The organism is Branchiibius sp. NY16-3462-2 (assembly GCF_001594145.1).
Taxonomy (GTDB): domain Bacteria; phylum Actinomycetota; class Actinomycetes; order Actinomycetales; family Dermatophilaceae; genus Branchiibius.
The window spans coordinates 1-17,766 of the sequence record NZ_LVCF01000002.1 but is presented as its reverse complement, the minus strand read 5'-3'; the positions used below and the strand labels follow the sequence as shown (position 1 = coordinate 17,766).

21 protein-coding genes and 1 pseudogene are annotated in these 17,766 nt (G+C 67.4%); 6 read left to right on the top strand and 16 right to left on the bottom strand.

From position 1 onward, the window contains the following. From AZH51_RS03495 to AZH51_RS03480, 4 genes and pseudogenes are all read right to left on the bottom strand, one after another. Positions 1 to 307: pseudogene (locus AZH51_RS03495) on the bottom strand (cysteine--tRNA ligase); the annotation flags it as partial. Between the two features lie 40 nt (positions 308 to 347). After that, the gene (gene ispF, locus AZH51_RS03490; protein WP_291521397.1) at positions 348 to 830 is read right to left on the bottom strand and encodes a 2-C-methyl-D-erythritol 2,4-cyclodiphosphate synthase; all 483 of its coding nucleotides are present in this window, start codon (positions 828 to 830) and stop codon (positions 348 to 350) included. After that, a complete protein-coding gene (gene ispD / locus AZH51_RS03485; RefSeq protein ID WP_291521396.1) occupies positions 827 to 1,543 on the bottom strand; it encodes a 2-C-methyl-D-erythritol 4-phosphate cytidylyltransferase in 717 nt (238 codons plus the stop codon). The genes ispF and ispD overlap by 4 nt, the downstream gene beginning before the upstream one ends. Positions 1,544 to 1,554: 11 nt before the next feature. Next, positions 1,555 to 2,037: a CarD family transcriptional regulator gene (locus tag AZH51_RS03480; RefSeq protein ID WP_109686649.1), complete on the bottom strand. Its 483-nt coding sequence runs from the start codon at positions 2,035 to 2,037 to the stop codon at positions 1,555 to 1,557. A gap of 229 nt (positions 2,038 to 2,266) precedes the next feature. Here AZH51_RS03480 and AZH51_RS03475 point away from each other — a divergent pair, with 229 nt between their 5' ends. Next, entirely contained in the window at positions 2,267 to 2,821 is a 555-nt protein-coding gene (locus AZH51_RS03475) for a hypothetical protein (protein WP_291521390.1), read from the top strand. 6 nt (positions 2,822 to 2,827) lie between these two features. On the opposite strand, the gene AZH51_RS03470 is transcribed toward AZH51_RS03475, so the two are convergent. Beyond that, entirely contained in the window at positions 2,828 to 3,511 is a 684-nt protein-coding gene (locus tag AZH51_RS03470; protein WP_291521388.1) for a response regulator transcription factor, read from the bottom strand. Next, complete coding sequence (locus tag AZH51_RS03465; RefSeq protein ID WP_291521386.1) at positions 3,508 to 4,677, bottom strand: ATP-binding protein; 1,170 nt, start codon at positions 4,675 to 4,677, stop codon at positions 3,508 to 3,510. The genes AZH51_RS03470 and AZH51_RS03465 overlap by 4 nt, the downstream gene beginning before the upstream one ends. Positions 4,678 to 4,879: 202 nt before the next feature. On the opposite strand from AZH51_RS03465, the gene phoU reads away from it, so the two are divergent. Continuing rightward, positions 4,880 to 5,539, top strand: a complete 660-nt coding sequence (gene phoU, locus AZH51_RS03460; RefSeq protein ID WP_291521385.1) for a phosphate signaling complex protein PhoU — start codon at positions 4,880 to 4,882, stop codon at positions 5,537 to 5,539. A 54-nt stretch (positions 5,540 to 5,593) separates the two neighbouring features. On the opposite strand, the gene AZH51_RS03455 is transcribed toward phoU, so the two are convergent. From AZH51_RS03455 to mshA, 3 genes are read right to left on the bottom strand one after another with little or no spacing between them, the layout of a single operon-like run. Then, positions 5,594 to 6,337: a phosphoglyceromutase gene (locus AZH51_RS03455; RefSeq protein WP_291521383.1), complete on the bottom strand. Its 744-nt coding sequence runs from the start codon at positions 6,335 to 6,337 to the stop codon at positions 5,594 to 5,596. 9 nt (positions 6,338 to 6,346) lie between these two features. After that, on the bottom strand, positions 6,347 to 6,850 hold the full coding sequence (locus AZH51_RS03450) for a YbjN domain-containing protein (protein ID WP_291521381.1): 504 nt from the start codon (positions 6,848 to 6,850) through the stop codon (positions 6,347 to 6,349). Beyond that, the gene (mshA, locus tag AZH51_RS03445; protein ID WP_291521399.1) at positions 6,847 to 8,073 is read right to left on the bottom strand and encodes a D-inositol-3-phosphate glycosyltransferase; all 1,227 of its coding nucleotides are present in this window, start codon (positions 8,071 to 8,073) and stop codon (positions 6,847 to 6,849) included. Before mshA ends, AZH51_RS03450 begins: the two co-directional genes overlap by 4 nt. 44 nt (positions 8,074 to 8,117) lie before the next feature. Here mshA and AZH51_RS03440 point away from each other — a divergent pair, with 44 nt between their 5' ends. Next, the gene (locus AZH51_RS03440) at positions 8,118 to 8,900 is read left to right on the top strand and encodes a class I SAM-dependent methyltransferase (protein ID WP_291521379.1); all 783 of its coding nucleotides are present in this window, start codon (positions 8,118 to 8,120) and stop codon (positions 8,898 to 8,900) included. 483 nt (positions 8,901 to 9,383) lie between these two features. Here AZH51_RS03440 and manA read toward each other — a convergent pair whose 3' ends face one another. Genes manA through AZH51_RS03415 form a run of 5 tightly spaced genes read right to left on the bottom strand, consistent with a single transcriptional unit; the run spans position 9,384 to position 13,943 of the window. Continuing rightward, complete coding sequence (gene manA / locus AZH51_RS03435; RefSeq protein WP_291521377.1) at positions 9,384 to 10,502, bottom strand: mannose-6-phosphate isomerase, class I; 1,119 nt, start codon at positions 10,500 to 10,502, stop codon at positions 9,384 to 9,386. Beyond that, positions 10,502 to 11,548, bottom strand: coding sequence for a zinc-dependent alcohol dehydrogenase family protein (locus AZH51_RS03430; RefSeq protein ID WP_291521376.1), 1,047 nt, complete (start codon positions 11,546 to 11,548; stop codon positions 10,502 to 10,504). Before AZH51_RS03430 ends, manA begins: the two co-directional genes overlap by 1 nt. An 18-nt stretch (positions 11,549 to 11,566) precedes the next feature. Then, positions 11,567 to 11,893 (bottom strand): DUF2516 family protein, encoded by a 327-nt coding sequence (locus AZH51_RS03425; protein ID WP_291521374.1) that lies wholly within the window; start codon positions 11,891 to 11,893, stop codon positions 11,567 to 11,569. Positions 11,894 to 11,914: 21 nt separating this feature from the next. Further along, on the bottom strand, positions 11,915 to 12,883 hold the full coding sequence (locus AZH51_RS03420) for an asparaginase (protein ID WP_291521372.1): 969 nt from the start codon (positions 12,881 to 12,883) through the stop codon (positions 11,915 to 11,917). 10 nt (positions 12,884 to 12,893) lie between these two features. Then, on the bottom strand, positions 12,894 to 13,943 hold the full coding sequence (locus AZH51_RS03415) for a folate-binding protein YgfZ (RefSeq protein ID WP_291521370.1): 1,050 nt from the start codon (positions 13,941 to 13,943) through the stop codon (positions 12,894 to 12,896). 79 nt (positions 13,944 to 14,022) lie between these two features. On the opposite strand from AZH51_RS03415, the gene AZH51_RS03410 reads away from it, so the two are divergent. Both AZH51_RS03410 and AZH51_RS03405 read left to right on the top strand, forming a co-directional pair. Further along, positions 14,023 to 15,051, top strand: a complete 1,029-nt coding sequence (locus tag AZH51_RS03410; RefSeq protein WP_291521368.1) for an LCP family protein — start codon at positions 14,023 to 14,025, stop codon at positions 15,049 to 15,051. Further along, positions 15,051 to 15,548: an FABP family protein gene (locus tag AZH51_RS03405; protein WP_291521366.1), complete on the top strand. Its 498-nt coding sequence runs from the start codon at positions 15,051 to 15,053 to the stop codon at positions 15,546 to 15,548. The genes AZH51_RS03410 and AZH51_RS03405 overlap by 1 nt, the downstream gene beginning before the upstream one ends. 3 nt (positions 15,549 to 15,551) lie before the next feature. Here AZH51_RS03405 and AZH51_RS03400 read toward each other — a convergent pair whose 3' ends face one another. Next, a complete protein-coding gene (locus AZH51_RS03400) occupies positions 15,552 to 16,316 on the bottom strand; it encodes a hypothetical protein (protein WP_291521365.1) in 765 nt (254 codons plus the stop codon). Positions 16,317 to 16,452: 136 nt separating this feature from the next. Next, positions 16,453 to 16,710: a MoaD/ThiS family protein gene (locus tag AZH51_RS03395; protein WP_291521363.1), complete on the bottom strand. Its 258-nt coding sequence runs from the start codon at positions 16,708 to 16,710 to the stop codon at positions 16,453 to 16,455. Positions 16,711 to 16,885: 175 nt separating this feature from the next. Between AZH51_RS03395 and AZH51_RS03390 the strand changes: the two genes are divergently transcribed. Further along, positions 16,886 to 17,590, top strand: a complete 705-nt coding sequence (locus tag AZH51_RS03390) for a response regulator transcription factor (protein ID WP_291521361.1) — start codon at positions 16,886 to 16,888, stop codon at positions 17,588 to 17,590. Positions 17,591 to 17,766 lie beyond the last annotated feature (176 nt).

Genomic DNA, 17,766 nt, shown 5'->3' with positions numbered 1-17,766 from the left:
CCAGCGCATCGCTGGTCGCCCGCTCGAACCGGTAGGACCACTCGTTCCAGGCCACACCGGCTTCGGCGGACTTGTTCAGGATCTTGTCGTCGATATCGGTGACGTTGCGGACCAGGGTGACCTCGAGCCCGTGACCGATGGTCAGCCAGCGGCGCAGGATGTCGAATGCGACCGTGAAGCGGATGTGGCCGATGTGCGGTTCGCCCTGGGTCGTCAGCCCGCAGATGTAGATGCTCGCCTTGCCCTCATGGAGCGGCACGAAGTCGCGCCGCTCCTGGGTCAGGGAGTCGAAGATCTGCATGGCCACCTGCGGAGTTTACCGACGGGGCGAGCCAACAGCAGAATCCTCAGCCGGCCCGCCAGACGACTGCGGTCGCGATCGCGGCGGCCGCTTCCCCCCGGCCAGTGATGCCGACGCCGTCGGTGGTCGTCGCGGCAACCGACACCGGTGCCCCCAGCGCGTCACCAAGGACTCGCTGCACCTCATCGCGTCGCGGACCGAGTTTGGGCCGGTTCGCGATCAACTGCACCGCGACATTGCCGATCTCGAAACCGGCGTCCCGCACCAACCGGGCCGCTTCGGTCAGGAACGCGACACCGTGCGCACCGGCGAATTCCGGCCGGTCGACGCCGAAGTGCTGGCCGAGGTCGCCGATCCCGGCCGCTGAGAAGAGCGCATCGCAAATCGCGTGGGCGACGACATCGCCGTCGGAGTGGCCCTCCAGGCCGTTCTGGTCCACCCAGTGCACTCCGGCCAGCCACAGCGGTCGCTGCTCGCTTGCCCATCGGTGCACATCGATACCGATGCCGGTGCGCGGGATGACCGTCACGCCTGCGCCGCCAGCTGGGTCAGCAACGTCAGGTCGATCTCGGTGGTCACCTTGGCCGCCAAGGGCGAGCCGTCAATCACACGTACGACGCCCCCCGCCTTCTCGACCAGCGCCGCATCGTCGGTGGCCAGGTCGCCGGACGCATGTGCGGAAGTCAACGCAGCCCGGGTGAAACCCTGCGGGGTCTGGATCGCGCGCAGCACCGAGCGGTCGAGCGTGGCAACGACGTGCCCGGCCCCATCGACCTGTTTGACCGTGTCGGAGACCGCGAGCCCGGGCACCACGGCGTCGGCACCGTCGCGGACCGCCGTGATCACCGCTTGGAACAGTGCCGACGGTGTCAGCGCACGAGCCGCGTCGTGCACCAGAACGACGGAAACCGACGGCGGTAATGCCGCGAGACCGGCGCTGACGGAGTCGGTCCGCTCGGCGCCGCCGGCCACGACAGACACCTCGAAATCATCCAGCAGTGCGGCGAAGTCGGGCAGCAGATCACCGGGGGCGACCACGACGATCGGCCCGATCTGATCGCACGCCCGCACTCGGCGTACCGCGTGCACCACGAGGGGTTCACCGGCCAACGGCACCAGGGCTTTCGGCATCCCGGCGCCCAGGCGGGTGCCCTGCCCGGCGGCCACGACGATGGCGCCCACGTCGTGGGATGACGCAGCGCCCGCAGTGGATTCACTGCGGGCGCTGATCGGCGATGACACTGGGCTGGGGCTCAGGAGGCGAGGACCTCATCGAGGGTGGCTTCGGCCTTGTCCTCGTTGGTGTGCTCGGCCAGCGCAAGCTCGGACACCAGGATCTGGCGGGCCTTGGCCAGCATGCGCTTCTCACCTGCGGACAGGCCACGGACCTGGTCGCGGCGCCACAGGTCGCGCACGACCTCGGCCACCTTGATCACGTCACCGGACGCGAGCTTCTCGACGTTGGCCTTGTAACGACGCGACCAGTTGGTCGGCTCCTCGGTGTGGTCGGCGCGCAGCACCGCGAACACGCGGTCGAGGCCTTCCTTGCCGACGACGTCCCGGACGCCCACGAGGTCGCAGTTCTCGGCGGGGACCTCAATGGTCAGATCACCCTGGGCGACCTTGAGTTTGAGGTACTGCTTGTCCTCACCCTTGATCTTGCGGACATTGATCTCTTCGATGAGTGCTGCGCCGTGATGCGGGTACACGACAGTCTCGCCGACCTTGAAAACCATATGGATTTAGCCCCTTTCGCGAGTTCAAGGATAACACGGCACTGTGACCGTCCTCATGGTTGTTTGCGCTGGTCAAGTGGCATAAGACGGCCGAGAAAGGCAAATCCGCCGCAGCGAACAAGCCGTGCAGAAACTCTTGACAAACGTTTATCTGTCTGTTTCGCGGGCGCACGAGTTGTCTGTGGGAGCGGCGCGCGGGAGGCGGTAGCGACCCGCTATCCTGAGCGGCGTGACGCGACGAACCGCCCGAACCACCGCCAAGGCCCGTCTGGCCCGTCCGCTGCTTGCCGGCGTCATGATGACCGGTGCCGCGCTCACCCTCAGTGGCTGCTTCTACCTGTCACCGGACGAGGTCACCAGCTACAACGCGTCGGATGGCATCGCCGCGAACGTCGGCAAGGTGCAGTTGTCCAACATCCTGGTCGTCACCTCCGCCAAGGGCGCTGCGGGCAACCTCTACGGCACCGCGACCAACCCCACCCAGGAGCCCGTCCAGATGACGGTGACCCCGAGCGGGGGCGCTGCGACCACCGTGACGATTCCCGCGGCGACCGCCGTCCGCCTCGACGGGCAGACCTCGGGCAACTCGACCGCCACCGCCGGGCCGGTGGAGATCGCCGCCGTGGGGGCCGCTCCCGGCGCCAACACCCAGGTGACCTTCGCCACCGACGCTGCCGGCAGTGTGCCGGTCACCGTGCCGGTCGTCCTGGACACCGCGCCGTACGGCTCGGCGTCGGTCAGCCACGCGACGTACGACGCCCCCACGTCGTCCGCCGGCGAATAGCCCGGCTCAGCTCTCGAACTTATAGCCCAGACCGCGCACCGTCAGGATGTGCTGCGGGTTCGACGGGTCCGGTTCGATCTTGGCGCGCAGCCGCTTGATGTGCACGTCCAGGGTCTTGGTGTCGCCGACGTAATCGCTGCCCCAGACCCGGTCGATCAACTGACCGCGGGTGAGCACCCGGCCGGTGTTGCGCAGGAGCAACTCCAACAGTTCGAACTCCTTCAGCGGTAACGAGACCGCCTGACCCCCGACTGCCACGGTGTGCCGCTCGACGTCCATCCGGACCGGGCCGGCGCTCAGGGTTGCCGGCACCAACTCCTCCGGTTCGCTGCCCCGGCGCAGGACCGCCTTGATCCGGGCGAGCAACTCCCGGCTCGAATAGGGCTTGGTCACATAGTCGTCGGCGCCGAGCTCCAGCCCGACGACCTTGTCCACCTCGGAGTCCTTGGCGGTCAGCATGATCAGCGGTACGCCGGAGCGGGCCCGGATCGTGCGGCACACCTCGATTCCGGAGACGCCCGGCAGCATCAGATCCAGCAGCACCAGGTCCGCGCCATCGGATTCGAACAGGTCGAGGGCGCGTTGGCCGTCATCGGCGACGACCACGTCGTACCCCTCCTTGCCCAGCAGGTAGGACAACGGATCGGACAGCGACTCCTCGTCCTCGACGAGCAGGATCCGTGTGGTCATGCGGTGGCCTCCTGGGGGCTCTCATGGCGTTGGGGTTCGTCCGGTGCGTGCGCGGCGGGAATGCGGATGGTGAAGGTCGAGCCCTGGCCCTCTTCGGACCACACGCTGACTTCCCCGCCGTGGTTGGCGCAGATGTGTTTAACGATGGCCAGACCCAGGCCGGTCCCACCGGTGCGGCGCGACCGTGCGGCGTCCACCCGGTAGAAACGTTCGAAGATCCGGTCCAGATCGGCGGCCGGGATGCCCGACCCCTGGTCCTTGACCAGGATGCTGACCAGGTCGGCGTCGGCCTGGACGGTCACGGTGACCCGGGTGCCCGGATCGGAGTAGCTGATGGCGTTCTCCACCAGGTTGCGCACTGCGGTGGTCAGCAGGTGCTGGTCGCCGTAGACCGTCGGGCGCTCACCGGACGGGCTGAAGGCGACCGTGATCTCGCGATCCTGGGCGACCATCCGCAAGTGATCCATCGCCTCGCGGACGCAACTCTCGACGTCGACGAGGACGGGTTGCTCGAGGTTCTCGCTGACCTGCAAGCGGGACAGTTCGATGATCTCCTGCACCAGCCGGGACAGCCGCACACTCTCCGAGCGCAACCGCACCGAGAACCGGTGCACCGCCTCGGGATCATCGCGCGCCTCATCGATCGCCTCCGAGAGCAGCGTCATCCCGGCGACGGGGGTCTTCAACTCGTGGCTGACGTTGACCAGGAAGTCGCGCCTGGTCTCATCGACGCGCCGCGACTGGGTCCGGTCCTCGATGAGCAACAGCACGAACCCTTGATCAAGGACCCCGGCGCGCACGCCGATCGAGAGCCGCTCGTGACCGAACGGGCCGCGGGGGACGTCCAGGTCCAGGTCCCGCACCGCGTTCTCCCGCCGGACGGTGCGGACCAATTCGCGCAGGACGGGGTGGGCCAGTTCGCCCGACCGGATCAGACCCAGCGCGCTGGCGTTGGTGGACGATCGACGTACGGCGTCCGAGGCATCCACGATCACGTAGACGTCCGGGAGCACCGCTAGAACATCCTCCGACGCCGGCGGGAGGACCTGATCCACGTCGGACACCGCGCGCGAGGGGACAGGCCGGGGGCGGCGCGACCGGGCGACCAGAGCGCCGAGCACCCCGCCGACGGCCAGAAAGCCGATCGCGACCAGCACGAGCTCCACGTCGCTCAATGTACGCACGCCGTACGATCAGGTGCCAACTCAGAACCCACCGGGCAACCCCCGGGTGCCTGATGTTCACCTTCCGGTCCAATTACGTTCACGCGATACTGCGACTGTCACCTCGGCACGCGGGTGAGGCAGGCGCCATCACCCGCCACCGACGTGCCACCATCAGTAGGGCCACGACACAAGAGGACACCCCATGCGCACCGGATTCCACGAGGACCTCGACCGCATCTCCGACGACCTGGTCGAGATGGCCACGTTGGTCGGCACCGCCATGAGCCGCGCCACGATCGCTCTGCTGGATGCTGACCTGCAGCTCGCCGAGAGTGTCATCGCCTCCGACACCGATATCGACGCGATCCGTGACCGGGTCGATGAACTCGCCGTGGACCTGCTCGCCCGCCAGCAGCCGGTGGCGACCGACCTGCGCATGGTGGTCACCGCCATGCAGATGTCCAGCAGTATCGAGCGGATGGGCGACCTGGCCGAGCACCTGGCCAAGGTGGCGCGGCTGCGCTACCCCGACCACGCCGTACCTCCGGAACTGCGCGAAACGTTCGTGCAGATGTCGAAGATCACCCAGGACCTGGCCGAGCGGGTCGCTGCAGCGATCGCGAACAAGGACGTCACGGCGGCCGAGGAGATCGAGAAGCGCGACCAGGAACTGGATGAGTTGCACCGGCAGATCTTCGGGATCCTGGTCGACCCGTCCTACTCCAGCGGGGTCGAGGCGGCCATCGACGCGACGCTGCTCAGCCGCTACTTCGAGCGGTTCGGCGACCACGCGACCTCGGTGGCCTACCGCATCGTCTACCTGGTGACCGGTCGTCGGCCCAACGCCGAGATCGGCGACTGACCTCCGCCAAGCGAAGAAGGAGCCCGGCCGATCGGCCGGGCTCCTTCTTCGTGATCAGCGTCCCTGGTTGGCGACGGCCTCCGCTGCGGCTCGCGCGGCCTCCGGGTCGAGGTATTCGCCACCGGGGGTCACGGGTTTGAGGTCCTCGTCCAACTGGTAGACCAGCGGCATGCCCGTGGGGATGTTCAAACCGACGATGTCCTCATCGGAGATCCCGTCGAGGTGCTTGACGATGGCCCGCAGGCTGTTGCCGTGGGCCGCGACCAGCACGGTCTTGCCGGCCTGGAGGTCGGGCACGATCGCCTCGTTCCAGTAAGGCAGGAAACGGGCGATGACGTCCTTGAGGCATTCGGTGCGGGGCATGTCATCGCCCAGGTCGGCGTAGCGCGGGTCACCGTCCTGGCTGTACTTGGAACCGAACTCGATCGGCGGCGGCGGCACGTCGAAGGACCGGCGCCAGGTCATGAACTGCTCCTCGCCGAACTCCTCCAGCGTCGCCTTCTTGTCCTTGCCCTGCAGTGCGCCGTAGTGGCGCTCGTTGAGCCGCCAACTGCGCTGGACCGGGATCCAGTGCCGGTTAGCGACGTCCAGGGCGATGTTCGCGGTGTTGATCGCGCGCCGCAGCAGCGAGGTGTGCACCACGTCCGGTAGCACACCGGAGGACATGAGTAACTCACCACCGTGCGCGGCCTCGGCACGGCCCTTCTCGCTGAGGCTGACATCCACCCACCCGGTGAAGAGGTTCAGCGCGTTCCATTCGGACTCACCGTGCCGCAGCAGCACCAACGTGTAGGTCATACGACCAGTCTAGGGAGCCCCACCGTCCAGGAGGTGGCGGAATGCCTCAAGGTTGCGGGTGGACTCGCCACGTGAGATGCGCCAGTCCCATTCCTTCTGCATCGAGGTGCGGAAGCCGATCACCAGCAGCTCGTTGAAGACCTCATCCGCAGCGGCGAGGACCGCGCCCAGAAGGCGGTCGAGGTATTCGTCATCGACCCCGCCCAGCGGCACGCGGCTGGTGACGTAGACGTCGCCGTCACCGTCAATACCGTAGGCCAGACCGGGCAGCTTGAGGTTCTTGCGCAGCAGGAACCGGTAGAACTCGGCGTGGTTCTCATCCGCGTTGCGGATGACGAATGCCGTTGTCGTCAGGTCGGTTTCGCCGACGAGCAAGGAGCAGCCGGTCTTGAGTTTGCGCTCCCCCGGCAGGTTGGCCACCAACTCGAAGTCGCGGGCGCCCGGCTCCCAGTCGATCTCGTTCGCGGCCAGGAAGGCAGCGACGGTGTCGTAGGTGGCTTGTGGTGAGCTCACAGCGCCCCTCTCTTGTGGTGCACAGCCTCGACGTACGCCGAGAACAGGTTGTCCGTCGTACGTTCCCAGCCGTGGGCGGCGGCGTGCGCTATCCCCGCCTCACTCAGTTCTTTACGCAGGTCAGGGTCGTCCAGTAGGTCGGCGATGGCGCTGGCCCAGACCGCGGGGTCGTGGCCGTTGACCAGCCTTCCGCCCGGGCCCACGGCTCCGGGCAGGCCTCCGACATCGGCTGCGAGCACAGGTGCGCCACTGGCCAGTGCCTCCAGGGCGACCAGACCGAACGACTCCGACCGGGAGGGCACCGCGACCAGATCAGCGGCGCGGAACCAGTCGGCCAATCCGGCCCGCGACACCGGCGGCACGAATTGCACCACGTCCGCGATACCCAGGTCCCGGGCCAACTGCTGCAAGGCACGCGGCCGCTCCAGCCCGCTGCCGCTGGGTCCGCCAAGGACGCCCACGATCAGGTTGGCCCGCCGATGCGGTTCTCGCGCAAGCAGATTCGCGATCGCTCGCAGGAGGACGTCCGGCGCCTTAAGGGGTTGGATGCGTCCGACGAACAGCACGATATCGGCGTCAACGGGCAGATCGATTCGACCCCGCGCAGCGCTGGCGGCACCAGGAGTGAAGGTCGCCAGGTCCACGCCGGGCTCGATGACACGCACCTTTGCGGGGTCCGCGCCGTATAGGTCGATCAGCTCGCCGGCCTCGGTCGGGGTATTAGCGACCAGCACGTCGGCGACCCGGACCACCTGCTCCTCGCCGACGATCCGGGTGAGCGGTTCGGGCGTATCCCCTTGCGCCAGAGCGGCGTTCTTCACCTTCGCCATCGTGTGCATCGTGTGCGCGAGCGGGACACCCCAGCGCTCGGCGACCAACCAACCCACCTGACCCGAGAGCCAGTAGTGGGAGTGCACCAGGTCGTAGTGACCGTGCGGGTGCCGGGCGACCTGGCTCATGACCTCGGCGGCGAAGGCACACAACTGGGCGGGCAGGTCCTCTTTGCGCAGCCCTTCGTACGGGCCGGCGTCGACGTGCCGCACCAGCACCCCGGGCGCAAGGACCACCTCATCGGCGAGGCTGGCCGAGGTACGCCGGGTGAAGATCTCCACCTCGACACCGCGCTGCGCCAGGCGGCGGGCCGTCTCCACGACGTAGACGTTCAGGCCGCCGGCATCCCCCGTGCCCGGCTGTTCCAGCGGCGAGGTGTGTACCGACAGCATCGCCACACGCTGGATGTCCACCCGGTAAACCCTACGCTGGAGCGGTGCCAGCCAAGCGTCCCGTGGGTGCGATCACCCGGGGTACGACCAACCCGAACCGGCTGCGCCGGTGCGACCGGTGGCTGGCCGGTCCCCAGGCGTGGCGGCTGCGGTCTGGTCCCCCACCGACCGTCATCGATCTGGGGTACGGCGCGTCCGGAGTGACCGCGCGCGAACTGTCTGATCGGTTGCTGGCGGTGCGGTCGTCGGTGTCAGTGATCGGTCTGGAGATCTCACCGGACCGGGTGGAAGCGGCGTTGCCGTTGACCCGGCCCGGTCTGTCGTTCGCCGTCGGCGGTTTCGAGATCCCGGTGCCGGGGACGGTGCGGGTGATCCGGGCGTTCAACGTGCTGCGCCAGTACGACGAGTCCGCAGTCGCCGACGCCTGGTCGCTGATGCAGTCCCGGCTGGATCCGGACGGACTCGTCGTCGACGGCACCTGCGATGAGTTGGGCCGGGTGGCTTCGTGGGTTTCGCTGGACCGCTCCGGGCCGGTGTCGTTGACCGTGTCGTTGCGGCTCAGCGGACTGGAGGATCCGGCGATCGTTGCCGAACGCCTGCCGAAGGCGCTGATCCACCACAACGTTCCCGGGTCGCGGGTGCACGCCTTCGTGAGCGACCTCTCCGGTGCCTGGGCACGGTCAGCCGGCTACTCGGCGTACGGCGCGCGGCAGCGTTTCCGGCAGACCGCACTCGCGCTCCGGTCGGGTGGATGGCCGTTGTTGGACGACGAATCGCGTTGGCGACTGGGCGAACTCACCGTTGCCTGGTCAGCGGTCGCGCCGTAGACCCTCTCGCCCGCGACGATTCTGGAGCGATTCACCGTTTGCAGGTCAGATTCCGTCGAAACGACCTGCAGAACCTCGATCCCTCCAGAATCCGCGTCCGTTCATTCCGGGCAGGTCACCCGTCGCGCGCCGCCTCCATCGCAGCAGACTATCGACTCGCTCCTGCCGCCGGACGTTCACCGGCAGGCGAAGGACCGGTGGCACACTAGGCCGGTGGTGGGACGGTGGGGGCGGCTGTGCGCGTTTCCGCTTCTCATGGCGGCGATCCTGCTCACGGGGTAGGTATCGATCTGGTTCGGCAGAAACCACTCCGAGCGCTTCAACCCGCTCGATGCATTGGGCGTCCTGACCGGCCGCACCTCGCCATCGGTGTTGTGCACGGTGCTTGTCTGGTTCGCACTGGCCTCATGGCTGGGACGCGCGCAACGCTATTGTCCGCTGCGCGGGTCGACAAGCGGGTTGCTCGCTAGCGTCGCGGCCCTGTCAGCCGGTCGTCGCCACAAAGAGCGTGCCGTCACCTTCGACGGTCACTTCCTCGCCGGGGGTGAGGAATGCCGCGTCACCACTACACAGGTCGAAGCTGGTCTCGCCCGAGTGGACTGTTGAAGAACCCTGCAACGACAGGACGATTCGCGGCCCAGCACCCGGGATGACCTCATGCTGCGAACCCGGCCCCACGGCGTACAGGTGGAAGTAGTCGGTGTCCGTGCCGTAGTCGCGAACCCGGCCGACCGGCTCACTGCGCCGTGTCGGCTGCGAGCGTGGGCGCACGATCCGCAACAACTCCGGGACGTTGATCGCTTTGGGGGTCAATCCGGCCCGGATCACGTTGTCGGAGTTCGCCATGATCTCCACGGCGACCCCCTGCTGGTAGGCGTGCAGGCAACCCGCGGGCACGAAGACGTAGTCACCGGGTGACGCGCTCAGATACTCCATGGCCAGAAGTACGACGAGTCCGATGTCTCCGGGAAAGTCCTGCGCGACGCGGCGAACGGCCGCGAAAGCAGGGTCGTCGGAACGGTCGGCGATTGCACCAAGGACGCTACGCACCAACGTGTTTCGGACGGACAGATCCAATGCCAACAACGCCTCGAGTAGCGCGACGGCGGGTTCGTCCTGGCCGCTGGACCACTCGACGATGGCGGACAGCTCGGGCACGTCAAGACCGGTCAGCAGCGTCACGATCTCGTCGTAATCGCGCATCCCGGCGAAGGCCTCGAACGGGGTGATCGCGACGAACGCCTCCGGCTTGGGCCAGTTGTCCCCGTAGGTCCCTGGTGGGGCATCCAGCGCCTGCTCCCGGCTCGGATGGCATTGGATGGAAAGGGATTTCGTCGGCGCCAGCACCTTCAGCAGGAACGGGAACCGACCACTGAAGAGCCGCACCGCGTCTGCGCCGACCAACGCCTCCGGGTTCGCTTCATAGAGCACCGCGAGGTCGGTGTCGCCGTCGTCTGCCGGTACGCCGCTCGGTGCCGACTCGTGGGCACCGAGCCACAGCTCTGCCTCAGGCTGATCCCCCGGAGCGCGGCCGGTCAGCCGCGGCAGCGCGTCGTACGAACCCCAGTCGTAATGCTGGATGCGAGGGATCAACCGGAACATCAGCCGACCTCGAGCAGCGACTTGATGGCCCGGCGTTCGTCCATCGCGGCGTACGCCTCGGCCACCTGCGCCAACGGCAAGGTCAGGTCGAAGACCAGCCCGGGGTTGATCTGCCCGGAGGTAACCAGCTCGATCAGGTCCGGCAGATAGCGCCGTACCGGGGCGACGCCACCGGCGATGCCGACGTTGGTGCTGAACATTTTGCCGATCGGCAACTCCACCCCGTGCGGCACTCCGACGTAGCCCACGGTCGCCCCGGGTCGGGCGATTGCGAACGCTGTGTTCATCGACTGACCGGTCCCCACGCATTCGAGGACGGCGTCCACGCCCACGCCATCGGTGAGTTCGCGAACCGCCGCCTCACCCTCCTCGCCCCGTTCGGCGACGACGTCGGTCGCGCCGAACTCCTTGGCCAACCGGGTGCGTTCCTCATTGCGGGACATCACGATGATCCGGCCGGCACCCTTCGCCGCAGCCGAGATCACGCCACACAGACCCACCGCGCCGTCACCGACGACGGCCACCGTGTCTCCCTCACTCACCTTCGCGGAGGTCGCTGCGTGCCAACCGGTCCCCATCACATCCGAGAGCGTGAGCAGCGACGGTTCCAACGCCGCGTCGTGCTCTCCTGCGACCACAAGGGTGCCGTCAGCCAGCGGCACCCGGACGAACTCGCCCTGGCCGCCGTCCACCGCGCGGCCATCGGCGTCCTTGCGACCCCACACGCCGCCGTGATCACACACCGACTGGAAACCGGATCGGCAGGCTGGGCAGGTGTTGTCCGAGAAGGTGAACGGCGCGATCACGAAATCGCCGGGTCGCACGGTACTGACCTCGGAGCCGATCTCCTCCACCACGCCGATGAACTCGTGGCCGAACGGCATCGGCTTCTTGAGCGGGCTGTCGCCGCGGTAGTACCAGAGGTCGGAACCGCACACGCAGGCCTTGGTCACGCGGACGATGGCGTCCTGCGGGGTTGCCAGTTTCGGGTCGGGAACTTCTTCGAGTCGGACGTCGCCGGGGGCATGCAACACAGTCGCTTTCACGGCTATGACTCTAATTAGTCACCAACCGCCGTAAGGACCGCTGCCACCCTTCGCGTTGTTCTTCCCCAGCACCTGTCGCAGCGCGGGTCGCACGTCGACCAGGAAGACAATGGCCGCAGCGGAAGCGAGCAACTCAAAGATATTCAACGGGGAACTCAACGACAGCAGCCCGATCAGCACCGCCACACCAGTGATCGCGCACCACGCGACCTTCGTCAGCTTCCCCGCAGCCGGGTAGGCATCGGTGCGGTACCGCAGCGCTTCAACGAACGCGAAGACCTGCAGCGCCAGCAGCGCCACCCCGAGGATGACGGCAACATATCCCTGGACGATATCGAGGCTCACGACACCAGGGTAAGCGGCCGGTCAGATCCCGACGACCCGTACGGCGCCCACGGGCTGACCGTGTCCGAGCACCGGGACCTCGGACAACGTGTCGAGCACACCCGCCCGGATCCCAAGGGAGGACAGCAACGACGCCATGATCGCCGGCCGGGCACGCTGCCCACCGTCCGCGACCTTCAGGGCCAGGCCCCGACCGTCAGCCAGCCCCACGGCGTACACCGCCTCGGCTCCGTCCTTGGCGATCAGGCCGTCCACTCCGCGGATCAACGCGGTCACGTCCCGGCGGCTGCCGCCCAGATACTCCGGATACGAACGGATGGCGTCCCGGACCGCAGCCGACGGGCCGGAGGTCGATGCGGCGATCGACCCGAACGCCCGCGCCAACCCGGCTAGCGAGATCGCCATCACCGGCGCCCCGCAGCCGTCGATCCCCGTGGCGGCGACGGGCTCGCCCGCCAGGGCAGACAAGGAGGACGCCGTCAGCACCTGCAGCGGATGCTCCGGTGAGCGGTACGTCGAGGGGTCCCAGCCCGCCGCCACACACGCCGCGAGCATCGAGGCGTGCTTGCCCGAGCAGTTCTGCGCGATAGACGACGGTCCACGCCCGGCGCGGATCCAGTCGCGGCGGGCCACATCGTCGTACGGGTAATCAGGGGTGTTCTGCAGGTCGTCCTCACTCAGCCCGGCGGCGGCCAGGATCGAGCGCACCCCCTCGATGTGGAAGTCCTCGCCGGAGTGACTGGCGGCAGCGAGCGCCAGGTGCGCGCCGGACGCCTCGAGTCCGGCCTCCAGCATCGCGATCGCCTGCATCGGCTTGTTCGAGGACCGCGGGAAGCACGGTGCACTCGCATCACCGATGGCCCGTTCCACCGAACCGTCCGGATTGGTGATCACGGCGATCCCGTGATGCACCGACTCAACGAACCCGCTGCGTTCGACGACGGCGAGGACGGGTGCGGCGGCGAGGGCGGATTGCGAGGGTGAAGTCACAGCCAGCAGGTTACGGCGCGACGATGACGGTCTGCGCAGCGCTGGTCGGCCCCGCAAAGAGGGTCACATCGGTCGGGGTCGACCGCTTCACGACCGCGAGCGCGATCGGTCCGTCGACGGCGTGCCGCGCCACCGAGGTCAACTCTCCGACCGGCCGGCCGCCTTCTTCGAGCACCAGCGGGGTGCCCGGTTCGGGCAGCACGTGCCCTGAGCCGTCCAGATGCAGGAAGACCAGCCGCCGTGGCGGCCGTCCCAGGTTGTGCACCCGCGCGATCGTCTCCTGCCCCCGGTAACAGCCCTTGTGCAGGTGGACCGCGGTGCGCAGCCAGTCCAGTTCGTGGGGGATGGTGCGGTGATCGGTCTCGAAACCGAGCCGGGGTTGCCAGGCCGCCACCCGCATCGCTTCGTGCGCCCACAACCCGGCTAGCGGCCGGTCACCGACCTCGGCACGTACGGCGTCCCGCGGCACGATCAGTTCGCGCCACTGCCAGCCGGCGCCGGGATGCTCCGTCACCTCGGAGTACGACGCGGTGTCCGGTCCCATCGCCGGCCACGGATCACGCCACGCGATCACACCGCGATCGCCCAACTCGGCCGGCAGGGACTCGGCGCCGATCGGTTCGCCCAGGACGGCGTACTCGCTGCTGACGTCGTTGACCTCCACCCGCAGCATGAAGCGCATCGAGTCCAGCCACGCCACCAGCGCCGGCGCGGTCCCGGGCTCCACGGTGATCCACAGGGTGGAGCCGTCGTCGACCAGGTGCAGATCGTGCTCGACGTGGCCCTTGGGGCTCAACACCAGATCCTGGACCGAGGTGTACGGCGGCAGGTCCTTGATCTGCTGGGTGGTCATGGAGTCCAGCCACTTCAGTCGGTCCGGGCCGGTGATCTGCACGACGCCACGGTGCGAGAGGTCGAGGACAGCCAGGCCGTCCTCGAGCAGGCGCTGCTCGCGCATCGGGTCCCCGTAGTGCGCCGCGACCCCCTCATCGACCCCGGTGCCTTCCACGGCGCCAGGCGTATCGAGCAGGATCGAGCGCGAGCGCAGCGGAACAGTCATGTCCTGGCAACCTCCAACGGGAGGCGGGCATTCCGTCTGCGGTTCAGAAACTGACGGATATGCGACCTACAATGACGCCATGACGGTCGCCGAGGATGTCGATGCCTCCGCGCTGCCACCGTCCGGCAACGACCGCAAACCAGTGAGCAAACTCAAGGTTGTGTTGCTGACGTTCGCTTCCATGGTGACCGTACTGGCCCTGGTCGGCGGCGGGTTCGCCCTGTACCTGAACCACCTGCTGGATTCGAACATCAAACACAGCGCCATGCTGCCGGTCGGCCCCCAGCCGACCAAGGATCCCGGTGCCGGCGACGCCCAGAACATCCTGCTGCTGGGTTCGGACTCCCGGGATGAGGAACTCGGGGCCGGAGCCCGCTCCGACGTGATCCAACTGATGCACATCAACAACGATCGCTCCCGGATCGACGTCATCCACTTTCCGCGGGATATGTACGGCGACATTCCCGGGTACGGCAAGAACAAGATCAACGCGGCGTATTCCTATGGCGGTGCGCCGTTATTGGTGCAGACCATGGAGAAAATGCTGAACCTGCGTATCGATCACGTCGCGCAGATTGATTTCCAGGGCTTCGCAGATCTCACCGATACCCTCGGCGGGGTGCGGTTGTACGTCCCGCAGGGGTTCGACGAGCCCGGTTTCGGCACCTGGACCAAGGGCTGGCACGACATGAACGGCGAACAAGCACTGGGCTTCGTCCGCGAACGTCACCAACTCGCCCAGGGCGACCTGGACCGCGGCCGCAACCAGCAGGCGTGGATCAAGGCGGTGCTGACCAAGACCCTGACGGCCGGCACCTTGCTGAACCCCGTCAAACTGACCACCGCCATCAACGACGTCACCCGGTTCACCACGGTCGATGAGTCGTTCGACTCCTCCACCATCCGTTCCCTAGCGCTCAGCCTGCGCGACATCCGGGGCGATGACCTGCACTTCAAGACCGCGCCTATCAGTGGGTTCGAGAACATCGGTGGCCAGGACGTCGACATCGTTGACGAGAAGCTGCTGACCCAGCTGGGTAAGGCACTGACGACCGACCAGATGTCCACCTACACCGAGGGCACCAACGTGCCGAATGCTGGTGACTGATGCCCTTTGAACTTGACCTCGACCTGCCTCGGGAACTGGCACCTCTTGCCTGGTTGATCGGCCGCTGGGAGGGCGCCGGCGTCCTCGGCTACCCCACGATCGAATCAGCCAACTTCGGTCAGGAGATCGAGTGTTTCCACGACGGGCGGCCGTTCCTGGAATGGCATTCGCACACCTGGCTGCTCGACGAGGCCGGCGAGAAGGTGAAGCCCCTGGCCACCGAACTGGGGTTCTGGCGGCCGTTGCCCGACGGTGAGGTCGAGTTCCTGCTCGCTCATCCGATGGGCATCGTCGAGATGTACTACGGCAAGACCGAGCCCGCCAAGGTGCAGTTGCAAACCGACGGTGTGCTGCGCAGTCCGCACGCCAAGGAGTACTCCGCCGCGACGCGCATGTACGGCTATGTCAAGTCCAACCTGCTGTGGGTGATGGAGATGGCCGCCGTCGGACAGTCCATGCAGAGCCACGTGTCCGCTGAGCTCAAGCGCGTCGGCTGAGCTTCACCGGTTCAGCCACCAGGTGGCGCAGTAGGCGATCACCCCGCCGCTCAGGGCGATCGCAACGCCGACCGCCAGTTGGGCCAACCGGTCCCGCACCGCCGCGGTCAGCACCACCCGGCGTACGGCGTGCGCCAGGCCAGCGGCCAACATCCCGACCAGCAGCATGCGGTTCCAGGCCAACCCGGTGCCACCGGCGATCACGACACCGCCGATCCCGCCGACCACCATCGCAACCGGGACCGCCCACTCCAGATCCAAGGACGTGCGCTGCACGGCCAGCCGGGTGAGGACGCTGGCTATGACCCCGATGGCCACCGTCCATGCCACGGGTACGGCGTGTGGCCGGGCCGCCGCGAACGGTGCGAGGCCCCCGCACGCCAGGACCGCGAACGCCAAGGCGCAACTCCCCAGCGAGCCCACGACGTCGGAGCGACCGTCCGTCCGCAGCAGTTGCACCAGGAACGCGATCACCAGGCTGCCCGCCAGCGCAAGCGCCAGCCAGTGCGGGTGACCGCCTGCATCCGACCGGATACCGCACGCGGCAATGAGCACCGCGCCGATGGCGACAACCTCCCGGATCCCCCAACTGGTCGGGCTCATCGCCAACCACCCGGAGGCCAGGACCAGACCCAGCAGGAGTACGCCGATCCCCACCCACACCGGACCGGCCGGAGTGAGTGCCGCGAGCAGGACCGCGCTCGCCGTCGCAGCCGCTGCCGAAACCACGGACAGTGGCGTCTCAGCAACAGCCGGCTGGGTGCTCACCCGCTCATCCTTGCAAACGCCGTACGGTAATCCACCTGGCCTCACCCACCGGCAATGCTTTTTGGCCGCCGGGCATCACCCCTCCTCCTGCGCCGCCGACTCCGCTGCGCTCCGCCGACAACTCCGTCGTCCGGGCTCACCCGCCGGCAAAGGGCGGGAGGACCTCCAGCACCTGTCCCGCCGCAACCGGCGTGTCCAGATCACCGACCCGGACACCGTCCAACAACAGGCTGCACCGGGGCAGGACCGCCGCCAACGCCGGATGCCGTCCCGACGCACGGGTGACGATGTCGCGGACGCTCGAGGCGTCGTACGTCTCCGAGTGGGTCCCGGCCGCTTCCTGGGCGGCCGCCCAGAATCGCACCGTCAGGCCACTGGGCATGCTGTCCGACATCCGGTCACCCTTCGTTCACCGTTCATCTACTTGCAACCGTACGTTTGCGCAGGTCAGAGACTGTGCCAGCGGCTCCTGGCACCGCCCTGAACCATCGTGACCACGATGTGGCAGACGTCACGACTGTGCCCGAAGTCCCGTATCACCCTGCCATTACGCCGTATTGTTTCAGGCCATGGCACGGCTGTTGATGCTCACGGAGGCGCGAGGCTCTAGCGTCGAAGTGCTGCCTGCCCTCGGACTGCTGGGCCACCGCGTCCGAATTCTGCCCCCGGAGCCGCAGGCTCTGATCGATCCGCCCGAGTGCGACGTCGTCCTGCTGGATGCCCGCCGCGACCTCGCCGGCGCGCGCGGCTTGTGCCGGTTGCTGCGCAGCACCGGCACCTCCGCACCACTGCTGGCGGTCTTCACCGAGGGTGGCCTGGCGGCCCTGACCCACGAATGGCAGATCGACGACGTACTGCTGGACTCCGCAGGCCCGGCCGAGGTCGAGGCCCGCATCCGACTGGCGCTGACCCGCTCGGCACCGGAGGAGCAGGACCAGAGCGGTCCGATCACCGCGGGTGACCTGATCATCGACGAGGATGCCTACTCAGCGCGCATCCGTGGCCGGTCCCTGGACCTGACCTACAAAGAGTTCGAACTCATCAAGCACCTTGCACAACACCCGGGACGGGTCTTCACCCGCGCCCAGTTGCTGCAGGAGGTCTGGGGCTACGACTACTTCGGCGGCACCCGGACGGTGGACGTCCATATCCGCCGGCTGCGCGCCAAACTCGGCATCGAGCACGAGTCACTGATCGGCACCGTGCGCAACGTGGGCTACCGCTTCGTCGGAGTTCAGGAACTGCGCGCAGCAGCGGAGTCCACCACCGCCTGACCGATCGGCCCCATCGAACATTTGGAACGGGATTTACCCGGCAATCGAGGGCAGATTCAAGTGGTGGGTGCAACGGTGAGTATCTCGTTGAGCTTATTGGCTGGTTTGGCCCAGGCCAGGGTCTTGCGGGGTCGGGTGTTCAGCAGCCGTTGCATCTCGGCGATCTGCTCGTCGCT